The organism is Microbacterium sp. NPDC087868 (genome assembly GCF_044900755.1).
In the GTDB taxonomy this organism is placed as follows: Bacteria; Actinomycetota; Actinomycetes; order Actinomycetales; family Microbacteriaceae; genus Microbacterium; species Microbacterium galbinum.
This window is the reverse complement of the sequence record NZ_JBJDNO010000002.1, coordinates 745,523-763,036: the sequence shown is the minus strand read 5'-3', so window position 1 is coordinate 763,036 and position 17,514 is coordinate 745,523. Positions and strand designations below refer to the sequence as shown.

General features: G+C 69.2%; 18 protein-coding genes. 9 read left to right on the top strand and 9 right to left on the bottom strand.

Annotation, left to right across the window (positions count from 1 at the left end; translation table 11 throughout):
* Window positions 1–19 precede the first annotated feature (19 nt).
* Window positions 20–337 (top strand): putative quinol monooxygenase, encoded by a 318-nt coding sequence (locus ACI2JZ_RS09090; protein ID WP_247624455.1) that lies wholly within the window; start codon window positions 20–22, stop codon window positions 335–337.
* 349 nt (window positions 338–686) lie between these two features.
* On the opposite strand, the gene ACI2JZ_RS09085 is transcribed toward ACI2JZ_RS09090, so the two are convergent.
* From ACI2JZ_RS09085 to ACI2JZ_RS09070, 4 genes are all read right to left on the bottom strand, one after another.
* The gene (locus tag ACI2JZ_RS09085) at window positions 687–1,679 is read right to left on the bottom strand and encodes an ABC transporter substrate-binding protein (RefSeq protein ID WP_247624454.1); all 993 of its coding nucleotides are present in this window, start codon (window positions 1,677–1,679) and stop codon (window positions 687–689) included.
* A gap of 138 nt (window positions 1,680–1,817) precedes the next feature.
* Entirely contained in the window at window positions 1,818–2,849 is a 1,032-nt protein-coding gene (locus ACI2JZ_RS09080; RefSeq protein ID WP_247624453.1) for an ABC transporter permease, read from the bottom strand.
* A complete protein-coding gene (locus ACI2JZ_RS09075; RefSeq protein WP_247624452.1) occupies window positions 2,849–4,351 on the bottom strand; it encodes a sugar ABC transporter ATP-binding protein in 1,503 nt (500 codons plus the stop codon). Before ACI2JZ_RS09075 ends, ACI2JZ_RS09080 begins: the two co-directional genes overlap by 1 nt.
* Before the next feature lie 198 nt (window positions 4,352–4,549).
* The gene (locus ACI2JZ_RS09070; protein ID WP_404597275.1) at window positions 4,550–5,419 is read right to left on the bottom strand and encodes a sugar phosphate isomerase/epimerase family protein; all 870 of its coding nucleotides are present in this window, start codon (window positions 5,417–5,419) and stop codon (window positions 4,550–4,552) included.
* Window positions 5,420–5,610: 191 nt separating this feature from the next.
* On the opposite strand from ACI2JZ_RS09070, the gene ACI2JZ_RS09065 reads away from it, so the two are divergent.
* A complete protein-coding gene (locus tag ACI2JZ_RS09065; protein WP_247633766.1) occupies window positions 5,611–6,633 on the top strand; it encodes a LacI family DNA-binding transcriptional regulator in 1,023 nt (340 codons plus the stop codon).
* A gap of 190 nt (window positions 6,634–6,823) precedes the next feature.
* Here the strand turns inward: ACI2JZ_RS09065 and ACI2JZ_RS09060 are convergent, their stop codons facing one another.
* The 3 genes from ACI2JZ_RS09060 to ACI2JZ_RS09050 all read right to left on the bottom strand — a co-directional run bounded on the left by ACI2JZ_RS09060 (window position 6,824) and on the right by ACI2JZ_RS09050 (window position 9,582).
* Window positions 6,824–7,243, bottom strand: a complete 420-nt coding sequence (locus ACI2JZ_RS09060; RefSeq protein WP_247624449.1) for an RbsD/FucU domain-containing protein — start codon at window positions 7,241–7,243, stop codon at window positions 6,824–6,826.
* Between the two features lie 85 nt (window positions 7,244–7,328).
* Window positions 7,329–8,300 carry an aldo/keto reductase gene (locus tag ACI2JZ_RS09055; RefSeq protein ID WP_404597274.1) on the bottom strand — a complete coding sequence of 324 codons (972 nt, stop codon included), beginning with the start codon at window positions 8,298–8,300 and terminating at the stop codon, window positions 7,329–7,331.
* Complete coding sequence (locus tag ACI2JZ_RS09050; protein ID WP_247624447.1) at window positions 8,287–9,582, bottom strand: L-fuconate dehydratase; 1,296 nt, start codon at window positions 9,580–9,582, stop codon at window positions 8,287–8,289. The genes ACI2JZ_RS09055 and ACI2JZ_RS09050 overlap by 14 nt, the downstream gene beginning before the upstream one ends.
* Window positions 9,583–9,706: 124 nt before the next feature.
* Here ACI2JZ_RS09050 and ACI2JZ_RS09045 point away from each other — a divergent pair, with 124 nt between their 5' ends.
* Together ACI2JZ_RS09045 and ACI2JZ_RS09040 are read left to right on the top strand one after the other, a co-directional pair.
* Window positions 9,707–10,567 (top strand): fumarylacetoacetate hydrolase family protein, encoded by an 861-nt coding sequence (locus ACI2JZ_RS09045; RefSeq protein ID WP_247633762.1) that lies wholly within the window; start codon window positions 9,707–9,709, stop codon window positions 10,565–10,567.
* Complete coding sequence (locus ACI2JZ_RS09040; RefSeq protein ID WP_247956972.1) at window positions 10,564–11,316, top strand: SDR family NAD(P)-dependent oxidoreductase; 753 nt, start codon at window positions 10,564–10,566, stop codon at window positions 11,314–11,316. The genes ACI2JZ_RS09045 and ACI2JZ_RS09040 overlap by 4 nt, the downstream gene beginning before the upstream one ends.
* 297 nt (window positions 11,317–11,613) lie before the next feature.
* On the opposite strand, the gene ACI2JZ_RS09035 is transcribed toward ACI2JZ_RS09040, so the two are convergent.
* Window positions 11,614–12,576 carry an amidohydrolase family protein gene (locus tag ACI2JZ_RS09035; protein ID WP_404597273.1) on the bottom strand — a complete coding sequence of 321 codons (963 nt, stop codon included), beginning with the start codon at window positions 12,574–12,576 and terminating at the stop codon, window positions 11,614–11,616.
* 47 nt (window positions 12,577–12,623) lie between these two features.
* On the opposite strand from ACI2JZ_RS09035, the gene ACI2JZ_RS09030 reads away from it, so the two are divergent.
* Window positions 12,624–13,301 (top strand): FadR/GntR family transcriptional regulator, encoded by a 678-nt coding sequence (locus ACI2JZ_RS09030; RefSeq protein WP_247624443.1) that lies wholly within the window; start codon window positions 12,624–12,626, stop codon window positions 13,299–13,301.
* Between the two features lie 141 nt (window positions 13,302–13,442).
* Here ACI2JZ_RS09030 and ACI2JZ_RS09025 read toward each other — a convergent pair whose 3' ends face one another.
* Window positions 13,443–14,105, bottom strand: a complete 663-nt coding sequence (locus ACI2JZ_RS09025) for a transaldolase family protein (protein ID WP_404597272.1) — start codon at window positions 14,103–14,105, stop codon at window positions 13,443–13,445.
* 121 nt (window positions 14,106–14,226) lie between these two features.
* On the opposite strand from ACI2JZ_RS09025, the gene ACI2JZ_RS09020 reads away from it, so the two are divergent.
* From ACI2JZ_RS09020 to ACI2JZ_RS09005, 4 genes are read left to right on the top strand one after another with little or no spacing between them, the layout of a single operon-like run.
* Complete coding sequence (locus ACI2JZ_RS09020) at window positions 14,227–15,186, top strand: ribokinase (RefSeq protein WP_404597271.1); 960 nt, start codon at window positions 14,227–14,229, stop codon at window positions 15,184–15,186.
* Window positions 15,187–15,222: 36 nt separating this feature from the next.
* Window positions 15,223–15,627: a D-ribose pyranase gene (rbsD, locus tag ACI2JZ_RS09015; RefSeq protein WP_247624440.1), complete on the top strand. Its 405-nt coding sequence runs from the start codon at window positions 15,223–15,225 to the stop codon at window positions 15,625–15,627.
* A 1-nt stretch (window position 15,628) separates the two neighbouring features.
* Window positions 15,629–16,453: a GntR family transcriptional regulator gene (locus ACI2JZ_RS09010; RefSeq protein WP_247624439.1), complete on the top strand. Its 825-nt coding sequence runs from the start codon at window positions 15,629–15,631 to the stop codon at window positions 16,451–16,453.
* On the top strand, window positions 16,450–17,511 hold the full coding sequence (locus ACI2JZ_RS09005; protein ID WP_404597270.1) for a hypothetical protein: 1,062 nt from the start codon (window positions 16,450–16,452) through the stop codon (window positions 17,509–17,511). Before ACI2JZ_RS09010 ends, ACI2JZ_RS09005 begins: the two co-directional genes overlap by 4 nt.
* Window positions 17,512–17,514: the final 3 nt, after the last annotated feature.

The window sequence follows — 17,514 nt, the reverse complement described above, 5'->3', positions numbered from 1 at the left end:
CCGACCTCTGGAGACACCGTTGTCCGACGCATCCGCATCCGAATCCGAACCCACCATCCTGCACGCCACCTTCACCGCCCGCCCCGGCGAGGGCGATCGCGTCGCCGAACTTCTGCGCGAGTTTTCCGTGGAAGTACAAGCAGAAACAGGTAACGTGGTCTTCGATGCCACGCGACTCGTCGACGATCCCGATCGCTTCTTCGTGTACGAGGTCTATCGCGATCACGCAGCGTTCCAGGCGCACATCTCGGCCCCGGCCGGTGTGCCGTTCAATGCGGCGCTGCAGGAACTGATCGTGGAACCCTCTTCGCAGCTCACATTCCTCCGCCGTCTCTGACGGCGGATGCAACCGGAGGATCCCCCCCCTCTCTCCGGTTGGGAAAGGCCCGGTGTGTCCCCCTCGGATACCGGGCCTTTCCGGCGTCCGGGGCTCTCTCGTGGCGGGGCCCTTCGACAGGCTCAGGGACCCAGAATCTTCGTGCATCGCTCCGAAACTGGGTCGCTGAGCCTGTCGAAGCGTCCCGTACGCGCAACAACGGAGGAGAACTCGCCTTCCGCAGGAAGCATCCGCTCCTCCGGTCCTCCCGAACGCGAGATCTCCTCCCGAACGGATGCCGCAGACATCACCCGGGACGCGAAGAGGCCCCCCACCCGAAGGTGAGGGGCCTCTCGATCCGGAGATCAGATCACTGGTAGAGAACCGCGGCGATCTTGTCGTCCTCGAGGTTCGTCTTGTCGTACCAGTACGAACCCGTGTCGTAGAACTCGTCGACCGTCTCGCCGTTGGCGGCGTCGTACGCGGCCTGCACGACCTGCGCACCGATGCCGATCGGGTCCTGCGTGATGGCGCCGGCCATCGTGCCGTCCTTGATCGCGTTGATCTGGGCCGCACCGGAGTCGAATCCGACGATGGTGAGCTTGCCCTTCTCGAGCCCGAGCTCGTTGACCGCGTTCACGACGCCGATGGCGGAGCCCTCGTTGGTGCCGTAGATGCCCTTGAGGTCGGGGTGCGCGGCGATCATTGCCTTGGCGATGTCGGCCGACTTCAGGTGGTCGCCGTCGCCGTACTGGATGTCGACGATCTCGATGTCGGGGTAGTCCGACTCGATCTTCTCGACGAAGCCGTCACGACGCTCGACACCGGTCGAGTTGATCTGCGAGTGGCCGACGATGGCGACCTCGCCCTCACCGCCGATGAGCTCGGCCATGTGCTCGGCAGCCAGGGCTCCGGCGACCTTGCTGTCGGTCGCGGCGAGGCTCAGGCCCACGTCGCCGTCGCACGGTGCGTCGAAGTACACGACGGGGATGTCGGCGGCCTTGGCCTTGTCGAGGTAGGGCACGCAGGCCTCGGGGTCGAGCGCGGCGTACGCGATCGCCGCCGGCTTCTTGTCGATGGCGGTCTGCAGCATCTGCAGCTGCGCGTCGACCTCGGTCTCGGCGGCGGGGCCCTCGAAGGTGATGGTGACGCCGAGCTCGGCGGCCTTCTCCTCCGCGCCCTTCTTGACGGCCTGCCAGAACTGGTGCTGGAAGCCCTTCGAGACGAGGGCGATGTACATCTCGTCACCACTGCCGGCGTCGCCACCGGCGTCGCCGCCGCCCGCGTTGCTCGAGCAGCCTGCCACGACGATCGCCGCCGAGGCGATCAGAGCCGCGAACGCGGCCTTCTTTCCGAACTTCATGGAAACTCCGTTGTTTGTGTGTGTGCCGGCCCGGGAGCCGGAGTGGGACATTCGTGGTGCGGTGTGCCGGTGCGGATCGCTCCGCGGTGTCGGCCGGGTCGCCGATCGGAGGCGGCGGGCACAGCGCCGCCTCCGGGGTCAGGTGCGTGCGCGGTTGCGCAGGGAGTCGAAGAACACCGCGATCAGGATCACGACGCCGACGACGATGTTCTGCCACTCGGACTGGATCGACATGATCCGGAGGCCGTTGACGAGCACGCTCATGATGAGCGCACCGATCACGGTGCCGAGGATCGAGCCGCGTCCGCCGAGCAGCGAGGTGCCGCCGATGATGACGGCCGCGATCGCCTGCAGCTCGTAGCCCGTACCGATCTGCGGCTGGGCCGAGTCGAGGCGCGAGGCGATGATGACGCCGGCGATGCCGGTGAACGCTCCGGCGAACATGTAGACGAAGATCGTCCAGCGGCGCGTGTTGACGCCCGAGAGGCGGGTGGCCTCTTCGTTCGAGCCGATCGCGAAGGTGTAGCGGCCGAGCAGCGTCTTCGACAGCACGAGGTACGCGATGACCGCGAGCACGAGCGTGATGAGCACGGCGTTCGGGAGGCCCGGGATGAGGGTGCCGAGGGCGATCTGCTTGAAGTCCGGAGCGGACGACGAGAAGTAGATCGGCGCGACGCCCGAGATCACGAGCGCGAGGCCACCGGCGATCATCATCATCGCGAGGGTCGCGATGAACGGGGGCAGCCGCAGGAACGTGATGTTCACGCCGTTGACGAGGCCCATCAGCACACCGGTGGCGATACCGCCGATGACGCCGACGAACACCGGCAGCCCCATGTTGGTGATGAAGACACCGGTCATGACCGAGCAGAGCGCCATGCCGGTGCCGAGCGACAGGTCGATGCCGCCGGTGATGATCACGAACGTGGTGCCGAGGGCGAGGATGCCGATGACCGCGGTCGAGAGCAGGATGCCGGAGACGTTGCTCCAGGTGAGGAAGTTCGGGCTGGCGACCGAGAAGAAGATGAACAGCACGACGAGCGTGCCGAACGCCAGCGACTGCTGCACCTGGCGTCGGAGGAAGCCGCCGATGTCGCGCTTGTCGGTGTTCTCGTTGACGGCGGTCTGGATGATCGTCGTCGTCGACGACCCGTTCTGCGGGGTGCTCATCAGTCTTCCTCCCCATGGGCTGCGAGTTGCATGATCTTCTCCTGGCTGGCTTCCTCGTTGCGGAGCGTCCCGGTGATCCGGCCGTTCGCGAACACGGCGATGCGGTTCGCGACGCGGAGGATCTCGGGCAGTTCCGACGAGATGACGATGATGGACTTTCCCTGGTCAGCGAGCTGCTGCATCAGGCGGTAGATCTCTTCCTTCGCTCCGACGTCGATGCCGCGGGTCGGCTCGTCGAAGATGAGGATGTCGCAGTCGCGCATCAGCCACCGGGCGATGACGACCTTCTGCTGGTTGCCGCCCGAGAGCAGCTTGACGACCTGATTGACCGAGGGCGTCTTGACCCGCAGTTGCTGGACGTACTCCTTGGTGCGGTTCTTCGCCTTGCCGTCGCCCATCCAGCCGATCCCGTTGGCGTAGGAGCCGAGCGAGGCGAGCACGGTGTTGAAGGTGACGTCCTGTTCGAGCATGAGCCCGAGGAGCTTGCGGTCCTCCGAGAGGTAGCCGACGCCGTGCTTGACGGCATCCGCGGGCTGCCCGATCTTCGCCGGCCGACCCGAGATGGTCACCGTGCCGCCGTCGCTGGGGTCGGCACCGATGATCGCGCGAGCGGTCTCGGTGCGCCCCGCGCCCATGAGACCGGCGAACCCGAGGATCTCGCCCTTGTGCAGCTGGAACGAGATGTCCTTGAGCAGGCTCTTGGTCGACAGGTCCTGCACCTCGAGCACGACCGGGTCGTTGATGTGATCGCGGGCGGTGGGGCGGGTGCCCTCGTCGATCGCGCGTCCGACCATCATCTCGATGATCTTCGGGATGCTGACCTCGGCCTTGTCGAGTGATCCGATGTATGCACCGTCGCGCAGCACGCTGACGCGGTCGGCGAGGCGGCGCAGCTCGTCCATGCGGTGCGAGATGTAGACGATGCCGGTGCCGGATGCCTTGAGCTGCTCGATCAGCACGAACAGCGTCTCGACCTCGGAGTCGGTGAGCGCCGAGGTCGGCTCGTCCATGATGAGGACCTTGGCGTTGAACGAGAGGGCCTTGGCGATCTCGACCATCTGCTGCTCGGCCACGGTCAGGTCGCCGACGCGGGCCTTGGGGTCGAGGTGGATGTTGAGCCGCTGGAGCAGCTCGGCCGTCTGCTGGTTGAGCTTGCGCTCCGACAGGAACGGACCGGTGCGCGGCTCGCGCCCGACGAAGATGTTCTGCGCGACCGTGAGGTCGGGCATCATGTTGAGCTCCTGGTGGATGATCGTGATGCCGAGCTCCTGCGCCTGGAGCGGGCTCGTGAGCTCGACCTCCCGGCCCTCGAACACGATCGTGCCCTCGTCCTTGGCGTAGATCCCGGAGAGGATCTTCATGAGGGTCGACTTGCCGGCGCCGTTCTCTCCGACGAGGACGAGAACCTCCCCGGCGCGCACCTCGAGATGCACGTCCTTGAGCGCCTGGACACCGGGGAATCCCTTGCTGATGCCCTCCACTTTGAGGATGGGATCACTCACGTGCCTCACCTGCTTCCTTGAAGGTTCTTGTTCACTGCTGCTTCGTTGCTGCGTTCACCCGATGGGGTTAAACATCGGATCAATTCTGACGCTCCGCGGTCTCCCGCGCAAGTTGTACCTAAATGTATCTAATGAAGTCCGGGAGGGGAAGACCTGTAATAACAACTTGGTCACAGCTTCCCCGCCCGAGCGATCCGGCTAGTGCAGACGGATCGAGTCGACCGCGATGAGCTTGTCGCGGATGAACGCGTTCGCGTGCGCGCCCAGCTCGACGTTGTCGGTCCACAGATTGCGCCAGATCCCCAGCATCCGGCTCAGATCGGGCGCGACGACCGCCGACGAGAACGACTCGAACACGATCGGGCCGTCGTAACCGATGCGCCCCAGCGCCTTGAAGAACGTGTCGAAGTCGACCGATCCGGTGCCGAGGTAGCCGCGGTGGCTCTCGCCGATGTGCACGTACTGCAACTGCGGAGCGGCGTCGAGCACCGGCGCGAACATATCCGACTCCTCGATGTTCATGTGGTACGTGTCGAGGTGGATGCCGAGGTTCGGTCGGTCGATCCGGCCGACGAAGTCGATCGCCTGACGCGCGGTGTTCAGCACGTTCGTCTCGTAGCGGTTGACGACCTCGAGGGCGACCGAGACGCCCCGCTCGGCGGCGTGGTCGGAGACCTTCGCGATCGCGCGGCGGCTGCTCTCGAGCCCCTCGGGGGTGACCGGCTCCATGTACTTCTTCATGGCGCTGTAGATGACGCCGCAGAAGTGGGTGCCGCCGAGGTCGGCGAGCACGTCGACGGCGCGGAGCAGCAGGGCCTCGCCCGCGGCGAGGATCGCCGGGTCGGAGCTCGTCACATCGGTCGCCTCCGACAAGCCGAGCGAAGCGCTGACGGCGAGATCGTGCTCTTCCAGAGCGTCTTTCGCGGCGGCGACGTCGAACGAGAACGGATCCATGAGGGGGAACTCGATCAGGTCGAAGCCGGCCTCCTTGGTCTTCTCGACCGACAGACGGATGCCGTCGGCATCGAAGTTCCCGGTCCAGACGAGCCCGTGACAGCCGATGTTCATGCGATCCCTCGGAGGCGGGTGTGCGGCACCGTCGCCTCCATCGATTGGCACGTGCCAAAGCGATGTGCAGGTCACGCTATGCGCCGCGCCCGATCGATGTCAAGAACTTTCTTGTAACGTGCCAATAACGTCGGTTACGCTGATGCCACCCATCGGCGCACGGTGCGCCGCACGGTGATCACGGAGGATCGATGCCCGCGAGCGTCAAAGACGTCGCCGCCCTCGCCGGCGTCTCGTCGTCGACGGTGTCGAACTACCTCAACCACCCGCACGTGCTCCGCGCCTCCAGCCGCGAGAAGGTGCGGGCGGCCATCGAGGAGCTCGGCTACGTGCCCAACGAGTCGGCCCGCCAACTGCGTGCGGGGTCGAGCACCGCGCTCGCCCTGATCCTGCTCGACGCGTGGCTCCCCTACTTCCACGAGCTGTCCCGCGGCGTCGAAGACATCACCCGCGAGGCCGGCTGGTCGCTGTTCTTCAGCAACAGCAACCGCGACGGCGCGCAGGAGAGCCGCAACCTCGACATGTTCGAGGCGCACCGCGTGCAGGGCATCATCATCTACCCCTTCGGCGATGTCGTGCCGCGGCTCGAGACACTCGCCGATCGCGGCATCCGCTCGGTCGTCGTCGGCCCCATCCCGCCCTCCACGAAGGTCGCCTCGGTGCTCTTCGACGACGTCGGCGGCGGCCGCCTCGCGGGCGAGCACCTGCTCTCGATCGGACGCCGACGGGTGATGTTCCTCGGCAGCCCGACCGTCAGCCAGTCGAACGACCGCCTCGCCGGACTCCGCCAGGCGGTCGAGGCGACGGATGCTGCGATCGAGGTGATCGACGTCGATCACCTCACCACCGATGACGGCATGACCGCGGGGGCGCGCATCGCGGCCCTCCCCTCCGCCGAGCTGCCCGACGCGATCTTCGCCGCGAACGACATGGTCGCGCTCGGGGTGCTCACGCAGCTGGTGCGCCACGGCATCCGCGTGCCCGACGACGTCGCGATCATCGGCTTCGACGATGTCGCCCAGGCGCATCAGGGCGTGGTGCCGCTCACGAGCGTGCGGCAGCCCGGCTACGACATCGGTCGCGCTGCGGGGGCGGTGCTGCTGCAGCAGCTCGCCGATCCCGCCGCTCCGCCACCCGCGATGACGCCGTTCGCCGCCGAGCTCGTGGTGCGCGAGTCGACCGTCGGGCGCTTGCCAGCTGCCGGGCGTACCTAACTCAGGAAAAACTGCCCGGAACCCCCGCTTGCGGGGTGATTCGGCCCGCTTCGGCCCGTTCGTCCTGAGTTGGGTACGCATTGTCGCGCGCAGAGATCCGGAGAAGTGCGTCCGAGTGCCACCGGATCGACCCATTCCGGGCTTCCCCTCCCCGAATCTCCGGAGTTGTGAACCGCGAGCGCCCGAGATCTCAGGCCGACGCGTGCCCGACCACGCCCTTGCGCAGCAGCGCGTTGCCGTATTTGCGCGTCTCGCCCGTGCGCACCATCAGATACGCGGATGCCGCAACCTCGTAGTACGCGAAGCGCTCGACGAACCGCGTGGTCTCGCGCTCGGTACCCGCGGCGACCATCAGCTCGCGCTGCACCTCGAGCACCTCGCCATCGGCCGAGGTCATCAGATCGAGGCCGGGGGCGTCGTCGAGCGGCAGCACGGTGCGGATCGCCGCGACGACCTCGGGCGTGGTCGTTCCGGGCAGGTCGATCACCCGTGCGCCGAGCCCCCAGGCGGGGAAGTGCGCGTCGGCGATCACGACCGAATCGGAGTGCCCCATCCGATCGAGGTGCAGCAACAATTCACCGGTGAGCAGGGGATGGATGCCTTCGAGCACGGGGTTCCTTCGATCGGGGTGGTGCGTGACCGCGCGGTTCGGGTCCGCGCGGCCACGGGTCTTTACGGCCACGGGGCAGCGGCGGTCAGCGCGCCGGGATGAGCCCCTCGGCGGCCAGGTTCTGCCAGAGCTCGGCGGGGATCGCCAGCGCGGCGTACGCTGCGTTCTGCTCGAGCTGCGCGGGGCGGCTGCCGCCGACGACGACCGAGCGCACCTCGGCCGCCTGCAGCGGGAACTGGATCGCGGCGGCCGGCAGCGGCACACCGTGGTCGGCGCAGACCGCGGCGATGCGCACGAGGCGATCCCACAGGTCGTCGGGCAGCTGACCGTACTCGTACCGACCGTCGCGGCGCGGTTCGCTCGCCGCGAGCAGTCCGGAGTTGAAGACGGATGCCGCGACGATCCCCGTTCCGGTCTCCTGGCACGCCGGCAGCACGTCGGCGGCGGCGGGCTGCTCGAGCAGCGTGTAGCGCCCCGCGACCATGATGAGGTCCAGGTCGGCGGAGCGCACGGCGGTCGCCAGGGCATCCGACACCATCGACCCGATGCCGATCGCCGCGACCTGTCCGTCGGCGCGCAGGTGCTCCATCGCGGGCAGGGCCTCGGCGAGCGCGAGGTCGAGGTCGTGCCGCTCGGGGTCGTGCAGATAGAGCAGGTCGATGCGCTCGATGCCGAGGCGCTCGCGCGACTCGTCGAGGCTCCGACGGATGCCGTCGGCCGAGAAGTCCCACACCCGCTGCAGGTCGTCGGGCACGTGGAAGTCGTTGGCCGTGTCGAGGCCGCCCGTGTGCTCGGGGTTCGGGCGCAGGAGTCGTCCGGCCTTGGTCGACAGCACGAACTCGTCGCGGGGCTTCGTCTGCAGGAAGGCGCCGAGGCGCCGCTCCGACAGGCCGAGGCCGTAGTGCGGGGCGGTGTCGTAGTAGCGGATGCCGCTCTCCCACGCGGCATCCAGCACCGCCCAGGCGTCGTCGTCGCTCAGCGCGCGGAAGAGGTTGCCGACGTTCGCCGCACCGTAGCCGAGGGCGGGGATGTCGAGCACGTGATCAGGCGACGACATGCGCGCCGGTCCACGTGTAGGTGCGGATGCTGTCGGCCTTCATCTCCATGCCCGACCCGGGTGCGGTGGGGGCCATGTACGACCCGCCCTGGATGTCGGTGGGCACGACGAAGTGCTCGTGCAGATGGTCGACGAACTCGATCATCCGGCCTTCGCGGGTGCCGGTGACGGCGACGAAGTCGAACATCGACAGGTGCTGCACGGCCTCGCAGAGCCCCACTCCGCCGGCGTGCGGGCAGACCGGGACCCCGAACTTGGCGGCGAGCAGCAGGTTGGCGATGTTCTCGTTGACGCCGGCGACGCGTACGGCGTCGATCTGCATCACCGAGATCGCGTCGGCCTGCAGCAGCTGCTTGAAGATCATGCGGTTCTGCGCGTGCTCCCCGGTGGCGACCCGGATCGGGGCGACGCCGCGGGCGATCTCGGCGTGGCCGAGGATGTCGTCGGGGCTGGTGGGCTCCTCGATCCAGGCCGGGTGGAACTCGGCGAGCGCGTTCACCCACTCGATCGCCTCCGACACCTCCCAGCGCTGGTTCGCGTCGATCGCGATGGGGAAGTCGGGGCCGCACACCTCGCGGGCCTTGCGGAAGCGGCGGATGTCGTCGTCGAGGTCGGCGCCGACCTTGAGCTTGATCTGGGTGAAGCCGTCGGCCATGGCCTCACGGGCGAGACGCTCGAGCTTCTCGTCCGAGTAGCCGAGCCAGCCGGGGCTGGTCGTGTACCCCGGGTAGCCGGTGGCGAGCAGCTCGCGCTCGCGTTCGATGCGGCCGGGTTCGGCGGCACGGAGGATCTCGAGGGCCTCGTCGCGGGTGAGGGCGTTGGTGAGGTAGCGGAAGTCGACGAGGTCGACGAGCTCCTCGGGCGTCATCCGCGCGAGCAGCTGCCAGAGGGGCATCCCCGCACGCTTGGCCTTGATGTCCCACAGTGCGTTGATCGCGGCGCCGATGGCCATGTGCATGACGCCCTTCTCGGGACCGAGCCAGCGCAGCTGCGAGTCGCCGATGATCTCGCGGAAGGTTCCGCCCATGTCGTCGAGCAGCGGTTCGATCTCGCGTCCGACGAGATGCCCCGCGAGCGCGTCGATCGCCGCGACCTGCACGTCGTTGCCTCGGCCGATGGTGAACACGAACGCGTGGCCCTCGATGCCGTCCTCGGCATCGGTGCGCACGACCACGTACGCGGCCGAGTAGTCGGGGTCGGGGTTCATCGCGTCGGAGCCGTCGAGGCTGAGCGATGTGGGGAAGCGGATGTCGGTGGTGTCGAGTGCGACGATACGGCTCACGGGTACGGTTCCTCTCGGGGCATGGAGAAATCCCATGCAATCCCTTGGAGTGTAAACATCCGATGTCTATACTGTCAACGACGACGGCCGTCACTGGGCGGCCACCCGAAGGATCAGGAGAATCATGAAGTTCGCGCGGCTCGGCACCCCAGGTACAGAGATCCCCGTCCTCGTCGAGGGTGATCGCTACCTCGACCTCCGCTCGGTGACATCCGATGTGAACGGCGATTTCCTCGAGAGCGACTTCGTCTCCCGCGTCGCCGCCGCCCGCGACGCCGGTGAGCTCCCCGAGCTCGAGGATGCCGCGGCCCTCCGCATCGGAGCGCCCATCGCGCGTCCGAGCGCGGTGATCTGCATCGGCATGAACTACGCCGCGCACGCCGCCGAGTCCGGCTCCGAACCGCCGACCATCCCGATCCTGTTTCTGAAGACCCCGAACACCGTGGTCGGCCCGAACGACACCGTCACGATCCCCCGCGGCAGCAGCAAGACCGACTGGGAGGTCGAGCTCGGCATCGTCATCGGCACCCGCGCCGCGTACCTCGACTCCCCGGAGGAGTCGATGGCCCACGTCGCCGGCTTCGTACTCGCGAACGACGTCTCGGAGCGCGACTTCCAGATGGCCGTCTCGGGCGGCCAGTGGTCGAAGGGCAAGATCGCGGCGGGCTTCAACCCGACCGGCCCGTGGCTCGTCACCCCCGACGAGGTCGACCACCACGCGCTCGGCCTGCGCAGCTTCGTCAACGGCGAGCCTCGTCAGGACTCGAACACGAGCGACATGATCTTCTCGGTCGAGCACATCGTGCACCACCTGTCGCAGTACGTGACCCTCGAGCCGGGCGACCTCATCCTCACCGGCACCCCACAGGGCGTCGCGCTCTCGGGCAACTTCCCCTACATCGCCCCGGGCGACGTGGTCGAGGTCGAGATCGACGGCCTGGGCCACCAGCGCCAGGAGTTCGTGGCCTGGGAGGCGGCGAAGTGAGCGGCGCGCTCGACGGCCTGGTCGCGATCGTCACCGGCGGCGCCTCGGGCATCGGCGCGGCGATCGCCGCGCGGCTGCACGAGGACGGCGCGCAGGTCGCGATCCTGGACCGCGACACCTCCGGAGCGGATGCTCGTTTCGCCGCGTTCACGGCCGACATCTCCGACCGGGCGAGCGTCGATGCGGCGATCGCCGCCGTCGGCGAGAAGTTCGGCCGCCTCGACATCGTCGTCAACAACGCCGGGATCGGCGCGACCGGCGACATCACCGCCAATGATGACGACGAGTGGGCCCGCGTGCTGTCGATCAACGTCACGGGCATCGCCCGCGTGACCTCGGCCGCTCTCCCCTGGCTGCGCGAGTCGCCGGCCGCGGCGGTCTGCAACACGGCATCCATCGCCTCCACGACCGGGCTCCCCCAACGGGCGCTGTACACCGCATCGAAGGGCGCCGTCTCGGCCCTCACCCGCGCGATGGCGGCGGATCACCTGCGTGAAGGCATCCGCGTGAACGCCGTCAACCCGGGCACCGCCGACACCCCTTGGGTCGGGCGACTGCTGGGCGCGGCATCCGATCCCGACGCCGAGCGCGCGGCCCTCGAGGCCCGCCAGCCGCACGGCCGACTCGTGAGCCCGGCCGAGGTCGCGGCGGCCGTCGCCTACCTCGTCTCGCCGGCGGCCGGTTCGACGACCGGCACGTTCATCGAGGTCGACGGCGGCATGGCCCAGCTGCGCCTGCGGTCGGAGTAGACGCGGGGCGCACGTCGCCCGTCGCACGCCACGGAGGAGATCTCGCGTTGCGCAGGAGCAGATGGTTCGGATGCTCCTGCGCAAGGCCAGATCTCCTCCGTTGCGTGCGCGGGGTCAGGGGCCAGAATCGTCCGGTTCGTCGCTCGGCCACTCCCCCAGGGGAAGCAGTCGCTTCCGACCGAGAGATATATCGGCTCGCCCTCGATCGGGTATGAGAATGCGAGCCCGACCCCATCGCCGGTCCTCAGTCGGCCCGTCCGCGACTCCCGAGTGGATAACCCGTACGCACCCCCTGATTCAGCCCCCGAACAGCCGCCCGAAGAATCCCCGGCGGGGAGCATCCGCCGACTCCACCCGCGGGTCGTCCAACCGGTAGAACCGCCGCCCGTTCGCCCACAGGATCGCGTCGACGTCGTGCCCGCGCGTCTCGGCCCACTCAACCACGGTGTCGAGCCAGCGCTGCCGCGCGTGCGGCTGGTACGTCGCCGAGCCGTCGGCCGGCGCGTGCGGGTCGCCCTCCTCGGCCGGGCCGATCGAGGACACCGGCCAGTCGCTCCCCCACATCAGGCGCTCGACGCCGAAGGCATCCGCGGCGGCGTCGAGGAACGGCACGAGCTGCTCGGCGCTCCACACGCCCCCGGATTCGGCGGGCAGACCCGAGAGCTTGCAGAACGCCTCCGGATGCTTCGCCACCTCCTCGATGTCGCGCACCCATTCCGCGGACGGGGCGAGCGGGGCATCCGCCGTGCCGACGGCCGGCTTGCCGAGGTGGTCGAGCACCATCCGCAGCTCCGGCACGGCGCCGGCGAGGCGGGCGATGTCGGGCAGCTGCGCGGCCCGCACGCACACGTCGAACGTCCACCCGCGGGCGGCGACCTCGCGCGCTCCGGTCACGAAGGCGCTCGACACGGCGAGGCCGTCGGGATCGTTCTGCAGGTTGTGGCGCACACCGACGACGAGCGGATGCGTCGCTAACTCCTCGAGATGCGTCACCGTGTCGACGCCGCGGTGCAGCTGCGCTCCGGCGACGATTCCGGCGATCCCGAGGCGCCCGGCGAGGGACTGCACCCACCGCACCTCTCCGATGTAATCGCCCTCGGTCGTCTCGGCCTGGACGAACACCGCCTCCTCGCGCTCGACGTCGAGGCGATCGTGCTCGACCTCCGTCTCGGCGAAGCGGTAGGCGTAGGGACCCTCCAGCCAGGTGTAGGTGAGGACTTCTTCGTCCCACATGTGCAGGTGCGTATCGAGGACTCGCATACGCCCATCCTGCCTCAGACATCGGATCACTGGCTAGGATGACGGCCATGGCAGTCACCGATGAGGCGATCGAGAAGATCAAGGCGATGATCGTGTCGGGCGAGCTGTCGCCGGGCGATCGGCTTCCCCCAGAGAAGGAACTGTCGGAGCGTCTCGGCCTGTCGCGCAACTCGATGCGCGAGGCGGTGAAGGCCCTCGAGGTCATCCGCGTGCTCGACGTGCGCCGCGGCGACGGCACCTACGTGACGAGCCTCGAACCGCACCTGCTGCTCGAGGCGATCTCGTTCGTGGTCGACATGCACGACGACGACTCGATGCTCGAGATCTTCGCCGTACGGCGGATGCTGGAGTCGCAGGCCACCGGCCTCGCCGCGACCCTCGGCGATGACGAGCAGGTCGCGGCCCTCGTCGACGAGGTCGAGCGCGTCGATGCCTCGGTGACGATCGAGGAACTCGTCGAGCACGATATCCGCTTCCATCGCGAGATCGTCGGCATGGCCGGCAACGCGTACCTCGCGAGCCTGATCGAGCACCTCAGCAGTCAGACCGTGCGCGCCCGCGTGTGGCGCGGACTCACCGAGGGCGGCGCGGTCGAGCGCACCCTGTCGGAGCACCGGGCGATCGCCGATGCCATCGCCCGCCACGACCCGGCGCTCGCGACCTCGCTCGCCACGGCCCACATCGCGGGCGTGGAGCGGTGGCTGCGCCAGGCCGCCTCGGCCTAGGCATCCGCCCCTCCCGCTCACCGCAGCGCATCGATCGGTGCGAAATGACGGTTCTGAGGCGCCATAACCGACATATGGCACCGATCGATGCGAACTCTCACACCGATCAGTGCGCGCGTCGGCGCCCCGCGCCGAGAACCGCTACGCGCCGAGGCGCACCATGGCCGCGTCGAACTCGGCCGCCGAGCTGTCGCTGACCTCGTGGAACAGCGCCTGTTCGATCACGTCGGGCGCGGCGGTGAAGTAGGGCACTCCCGCAAGGCGCAGCCCGACGATGTCGTCGGCCGTGCGCAGCGACGCCGCGAGCACGTTCGATCCGCTGCCCTCGCAGACCTCCTGCATGCGGGCGATCACGGTGTCGCCATCGATACCGGCGTCGCGCATGCGCCCGAGGTAGGGCGCGATGTACTGGGCACCGATGCTCGCACACGCGAGCGCCTGGGCGACGGAGTAGACGGCCGTCACGAGCACAGTGGCGCCGTCGGCGACGAGGGCGGATGCCGCGGCGAACCCGGCGGCGGTCGCCGGCACCTTCACGGCGACGCGCGGTCCGAGTTCGCGGATGCGCTCGGCGTTGCGCACGAACGACGCGGTGTCGCCGCCCCACGTCTGGAAGAAGATCTCGGCGGCGCCCTCGGACTCCCACCGGGCGTAGAGCTCCGGGATCTCGCCGGCGGTGCGCCCGCCGCGTTCGAGGATCGTCGGGTTCGTGGTGACACCGTGCACGACGCCCGCGGCGAGGAGCCGGGACACCCGGTCGACGTCGGCGCTGTCGACGTACAGGCGGGGGGCGATCACGGTCATCGGGACTCCTCGGGGACAACCTGTCGTTACAGGTTCGCTTTCGGCTAATGTAATGACAGGCGCGGGGCGATGTCAAAGCTCCGGCCGACGTACATCGCCGTCGAAGACGACCAGGAGCGACATGGCCCCCGCACACCCCGAAGACCGTTCCGGCGTCGTGATCGTCGGCAGCGTCACCGCCGATGTGACCACCTTCTCGCAGCGCCTCCCCGCGCGCGGCGAGACGATCCTGGGCGATCAGTTCACCCTGATGCTGGGCGGCAAGGGCGCTAACCAGGCCGTCGCCGCCGGCCGTTCCGGCGCCCGCACGAGCTTCGTCGGATGCGTGGGCGACGACCTCTTCCACGACCTCGTCGTCGACGGCCTGAGCGAGGCCGGGGTCGACCTGGCGCATCTGCGCACCGTGCCCGGCCCGACCGGCATCGCGCACATCCGTGTCGACGCCTCGGCGCAGAACGACATCGTGATGGTGCCGCTCGCCAACGCCTCCCTCAACACCGACCAGATCGACGAGGCGCTCGCCGCCCTCGCCCCGACCACCTCGGTGCTGCTCACCCAGCTCGAGACGCCCTCGGCCCTCACGGCGCACATCACCGGCCGCGGCCGCGAGCACGGCATGACCGTGATCCTCGACCCCGCACCGGCCGCGACGCTGCCCGTCGAGGTGTGGGCGAACGTCGACATCGTCACGCCGAACGAGACCGAGGCGACGCTCATCAGCGGGATCGAGGTGACGGATGCCGCATCCGCCGAGCGCGCCGGACGCTGGTTCCTCGACCAGGGCGTCGGCGCCGCGGTCATCACCCTCGCCGGACAGGGGTCGTGCGTGGTCACGTCGGACGGGGCATCCGTCATCCCGCCGTTCCCCGTCGCCGCCGTCGACACCACCGCCGCCGGCGACGCCTACGCCGGGTATCTCGGCGCCGCGCTCGCGAACGGCAGCAGCCTCGCCGACGCCGTGCGCCTGGCGACGGCCGCGGGCGCCCTCACCGTCACGAAACAGGGTGCCTCGCCGAGCCTGCCCCTGCGCGCCGACGTCGACGCGTTCCTCGCGGAGCGCGAAGCGGCGCCCGTGAACTGACCCCACCGCCACCCGACCACAGAGACCGGAGCCGCCATGCGCAAGACCGCGACCACGATCAACCCCGCGCTGTCGCGGGTCATCAGCGAGACCGGGCACACCGACCTGCTCGTCGTGACCGACGCGGGCCTGCCGATCCCCCCGGGGTCCGAGCGCATCGATCTCGCCTATCGCCCGGGGGCGCCCGCCTTCTTCGACGTGCTCGACACCGTGCTCGCCGAGCTCGTCGTCGAGGGCGCCACGGTCTCGGCCGAGGTCGCCGAGAAGAGCCCCGAAGTGCTCGAGGCGCTGCGCGAGCGATTCGCCGGCATGGACTTCGAGATCGAGCTCGTGCCGCACGTCGACTTCAAGAAGCTCACCCACGGGGCGCGGGCGTTCGTGCGCTCCGGCGAGTTCACCCCGTACGCGAATGTGATCCTGCACGCGGGCGTGGCGTACTAACATGTCCGCCGTGCTTCCCGACGCGATCGACCGCCACTCCGCCGCACCCATGTACGACCAGTTGCGGCAGCTGATCGTCGACGGCATCGCGCGCGACGGGTTGCAGCCGGGCGATCCCCTCCCGGGTGAGCACGGACTCTGCGAGCGCTACGGCGTCTCGCGCACCGTCGTGCGCCAGGCGCTCGCGCAGCTCGAGCACGAGGGTCTCGTCGAGCGCGTCAAGGGCAAGGGCACCTTCGTCTCGCGCCCGCGCACGGCGGAGAGCCTGGTGCACACGCTCGTGGGTCTCTACGACGACGTCGAGCGTCGTGGCGGCCACGTGCACAGCGACGTGCTGCGCCACGAATTCGCCGTCGCCGACGACGAGATCGCGGCGGCCCTCGAGATCCCGGTCGGGTCGCGGGTCGTGGTGCTCGAGCGGCTGCGCCACGTCGATGACGAACCCTGGTCGCTGTCGACCACGTGGATGCCGGATGCCGTCGGCGCGGTCACCCTGGGCGTCGATCTGTCGGACTCCTCTCTGTACCGGGTGCTCGCCGAGCACGGCATCGTCGCCACCCGCGGTGTGCGATCGGCCGAGGCCACGGTCGCGACGCACGAACAGGCCGGCCACCTCGGCGTCAGCGCCGGATCCGCCCTGCTGCGCCTGCGCAGCGTGAGCCGCACCGACGACGACACCCCGATCGAGTACTTCATCGCCTACCACCGCGGAGACCGCTCGCGCTTCGAGTTCCAGCTGCAGCAGGAGCAGTCGCAGGCCTCCCTCCTGCACGTCGACGGCCGCGGAGGCATGACCCTCGCCGGCAGCACGAGGGTCCAGCCGTGACGGGCGACGACCGGACGCCCGACGCCGCAGCGGGAGCGGATGCCGACGCGGTCGTCCCGCCGGAGGCGCCCACGCCCGTCTCTCCCCCTGGGCCCGCGCAGCCGCCGTTGGCTCCGCCGGTAGGAGCGGATGCCGCAGCCCCCACTCTCCCGGCCGGCGCCCCGCTGCCGCCCGGTCACCGCCCCGCGCACCAGCCGCCGGCGTACCAGCCACCCGTTTACCAGCCGCCCGCGAGCTACCGGCCGACTCCGGCGTACCAGCCGGCCCCCGCGTACCAGGCTCCTCCCGCGCACCCCGGGGCTCCGACGTATCAGCCGGCCGCCGCCGCTCCGCCCGCAGCTCCGACTGCGGCTCCGGCTCCGGCATCCGCTCCGGCTCCGGCAACCGCTCCGACGTACCCGGTCCAGCAGACGTACCCGGCCCAGCCTCCCGCGGGGGCGTCACCACCGGTGGGCGGCTACCCGCCGGCGAACGGTTACCCGGTCGGCCCTGCCTCCGGCGCGCCCGCGGCCGCTTCGTCGACTCCCCGGCGCGGCACGCTCGTCGTGGTCCTCATCGCGATCGCGGTCATCGGCGTCCTGGTGGCCCTGGTCATCGGCATCATCCCCCGGGGCCTGGGCGACCGCGGCGAATCGGCACCGGCATCCGATTCCGACGACTCCGGTCAGACCGCCCCCGATCCCGGCGACACCGAGGCCGAACCTGCAGAGCCCGACGACGCGCCCTCTCTGCCCGACACCGGAAGCTCGGCCGAGGCCACCCTGCAGAACAAGATCGATGAGTACAAGGCCGCGCGCACCGACGGGTCGCTGTGGGAGAGGATCCCCGACACCGAGTTCAACCGCACGGCCGTCAGCGCCTACCTCTACCTCATGACCGACATGAAGCTCGCCGCGTCGTTCGGGGCCGACACCTCGGAGTACCTGCAGCGTGCCGCGAAGCTCGAGGAGCTGCTGCTCTCGGAGCAACCTCTCGGCTCCGACATCGAGATCGTCCTGTCGGACCGCACGTTCACCTACGACGGCGACACCGGCGAAGGCGGCTACACCGACAACTGAGCC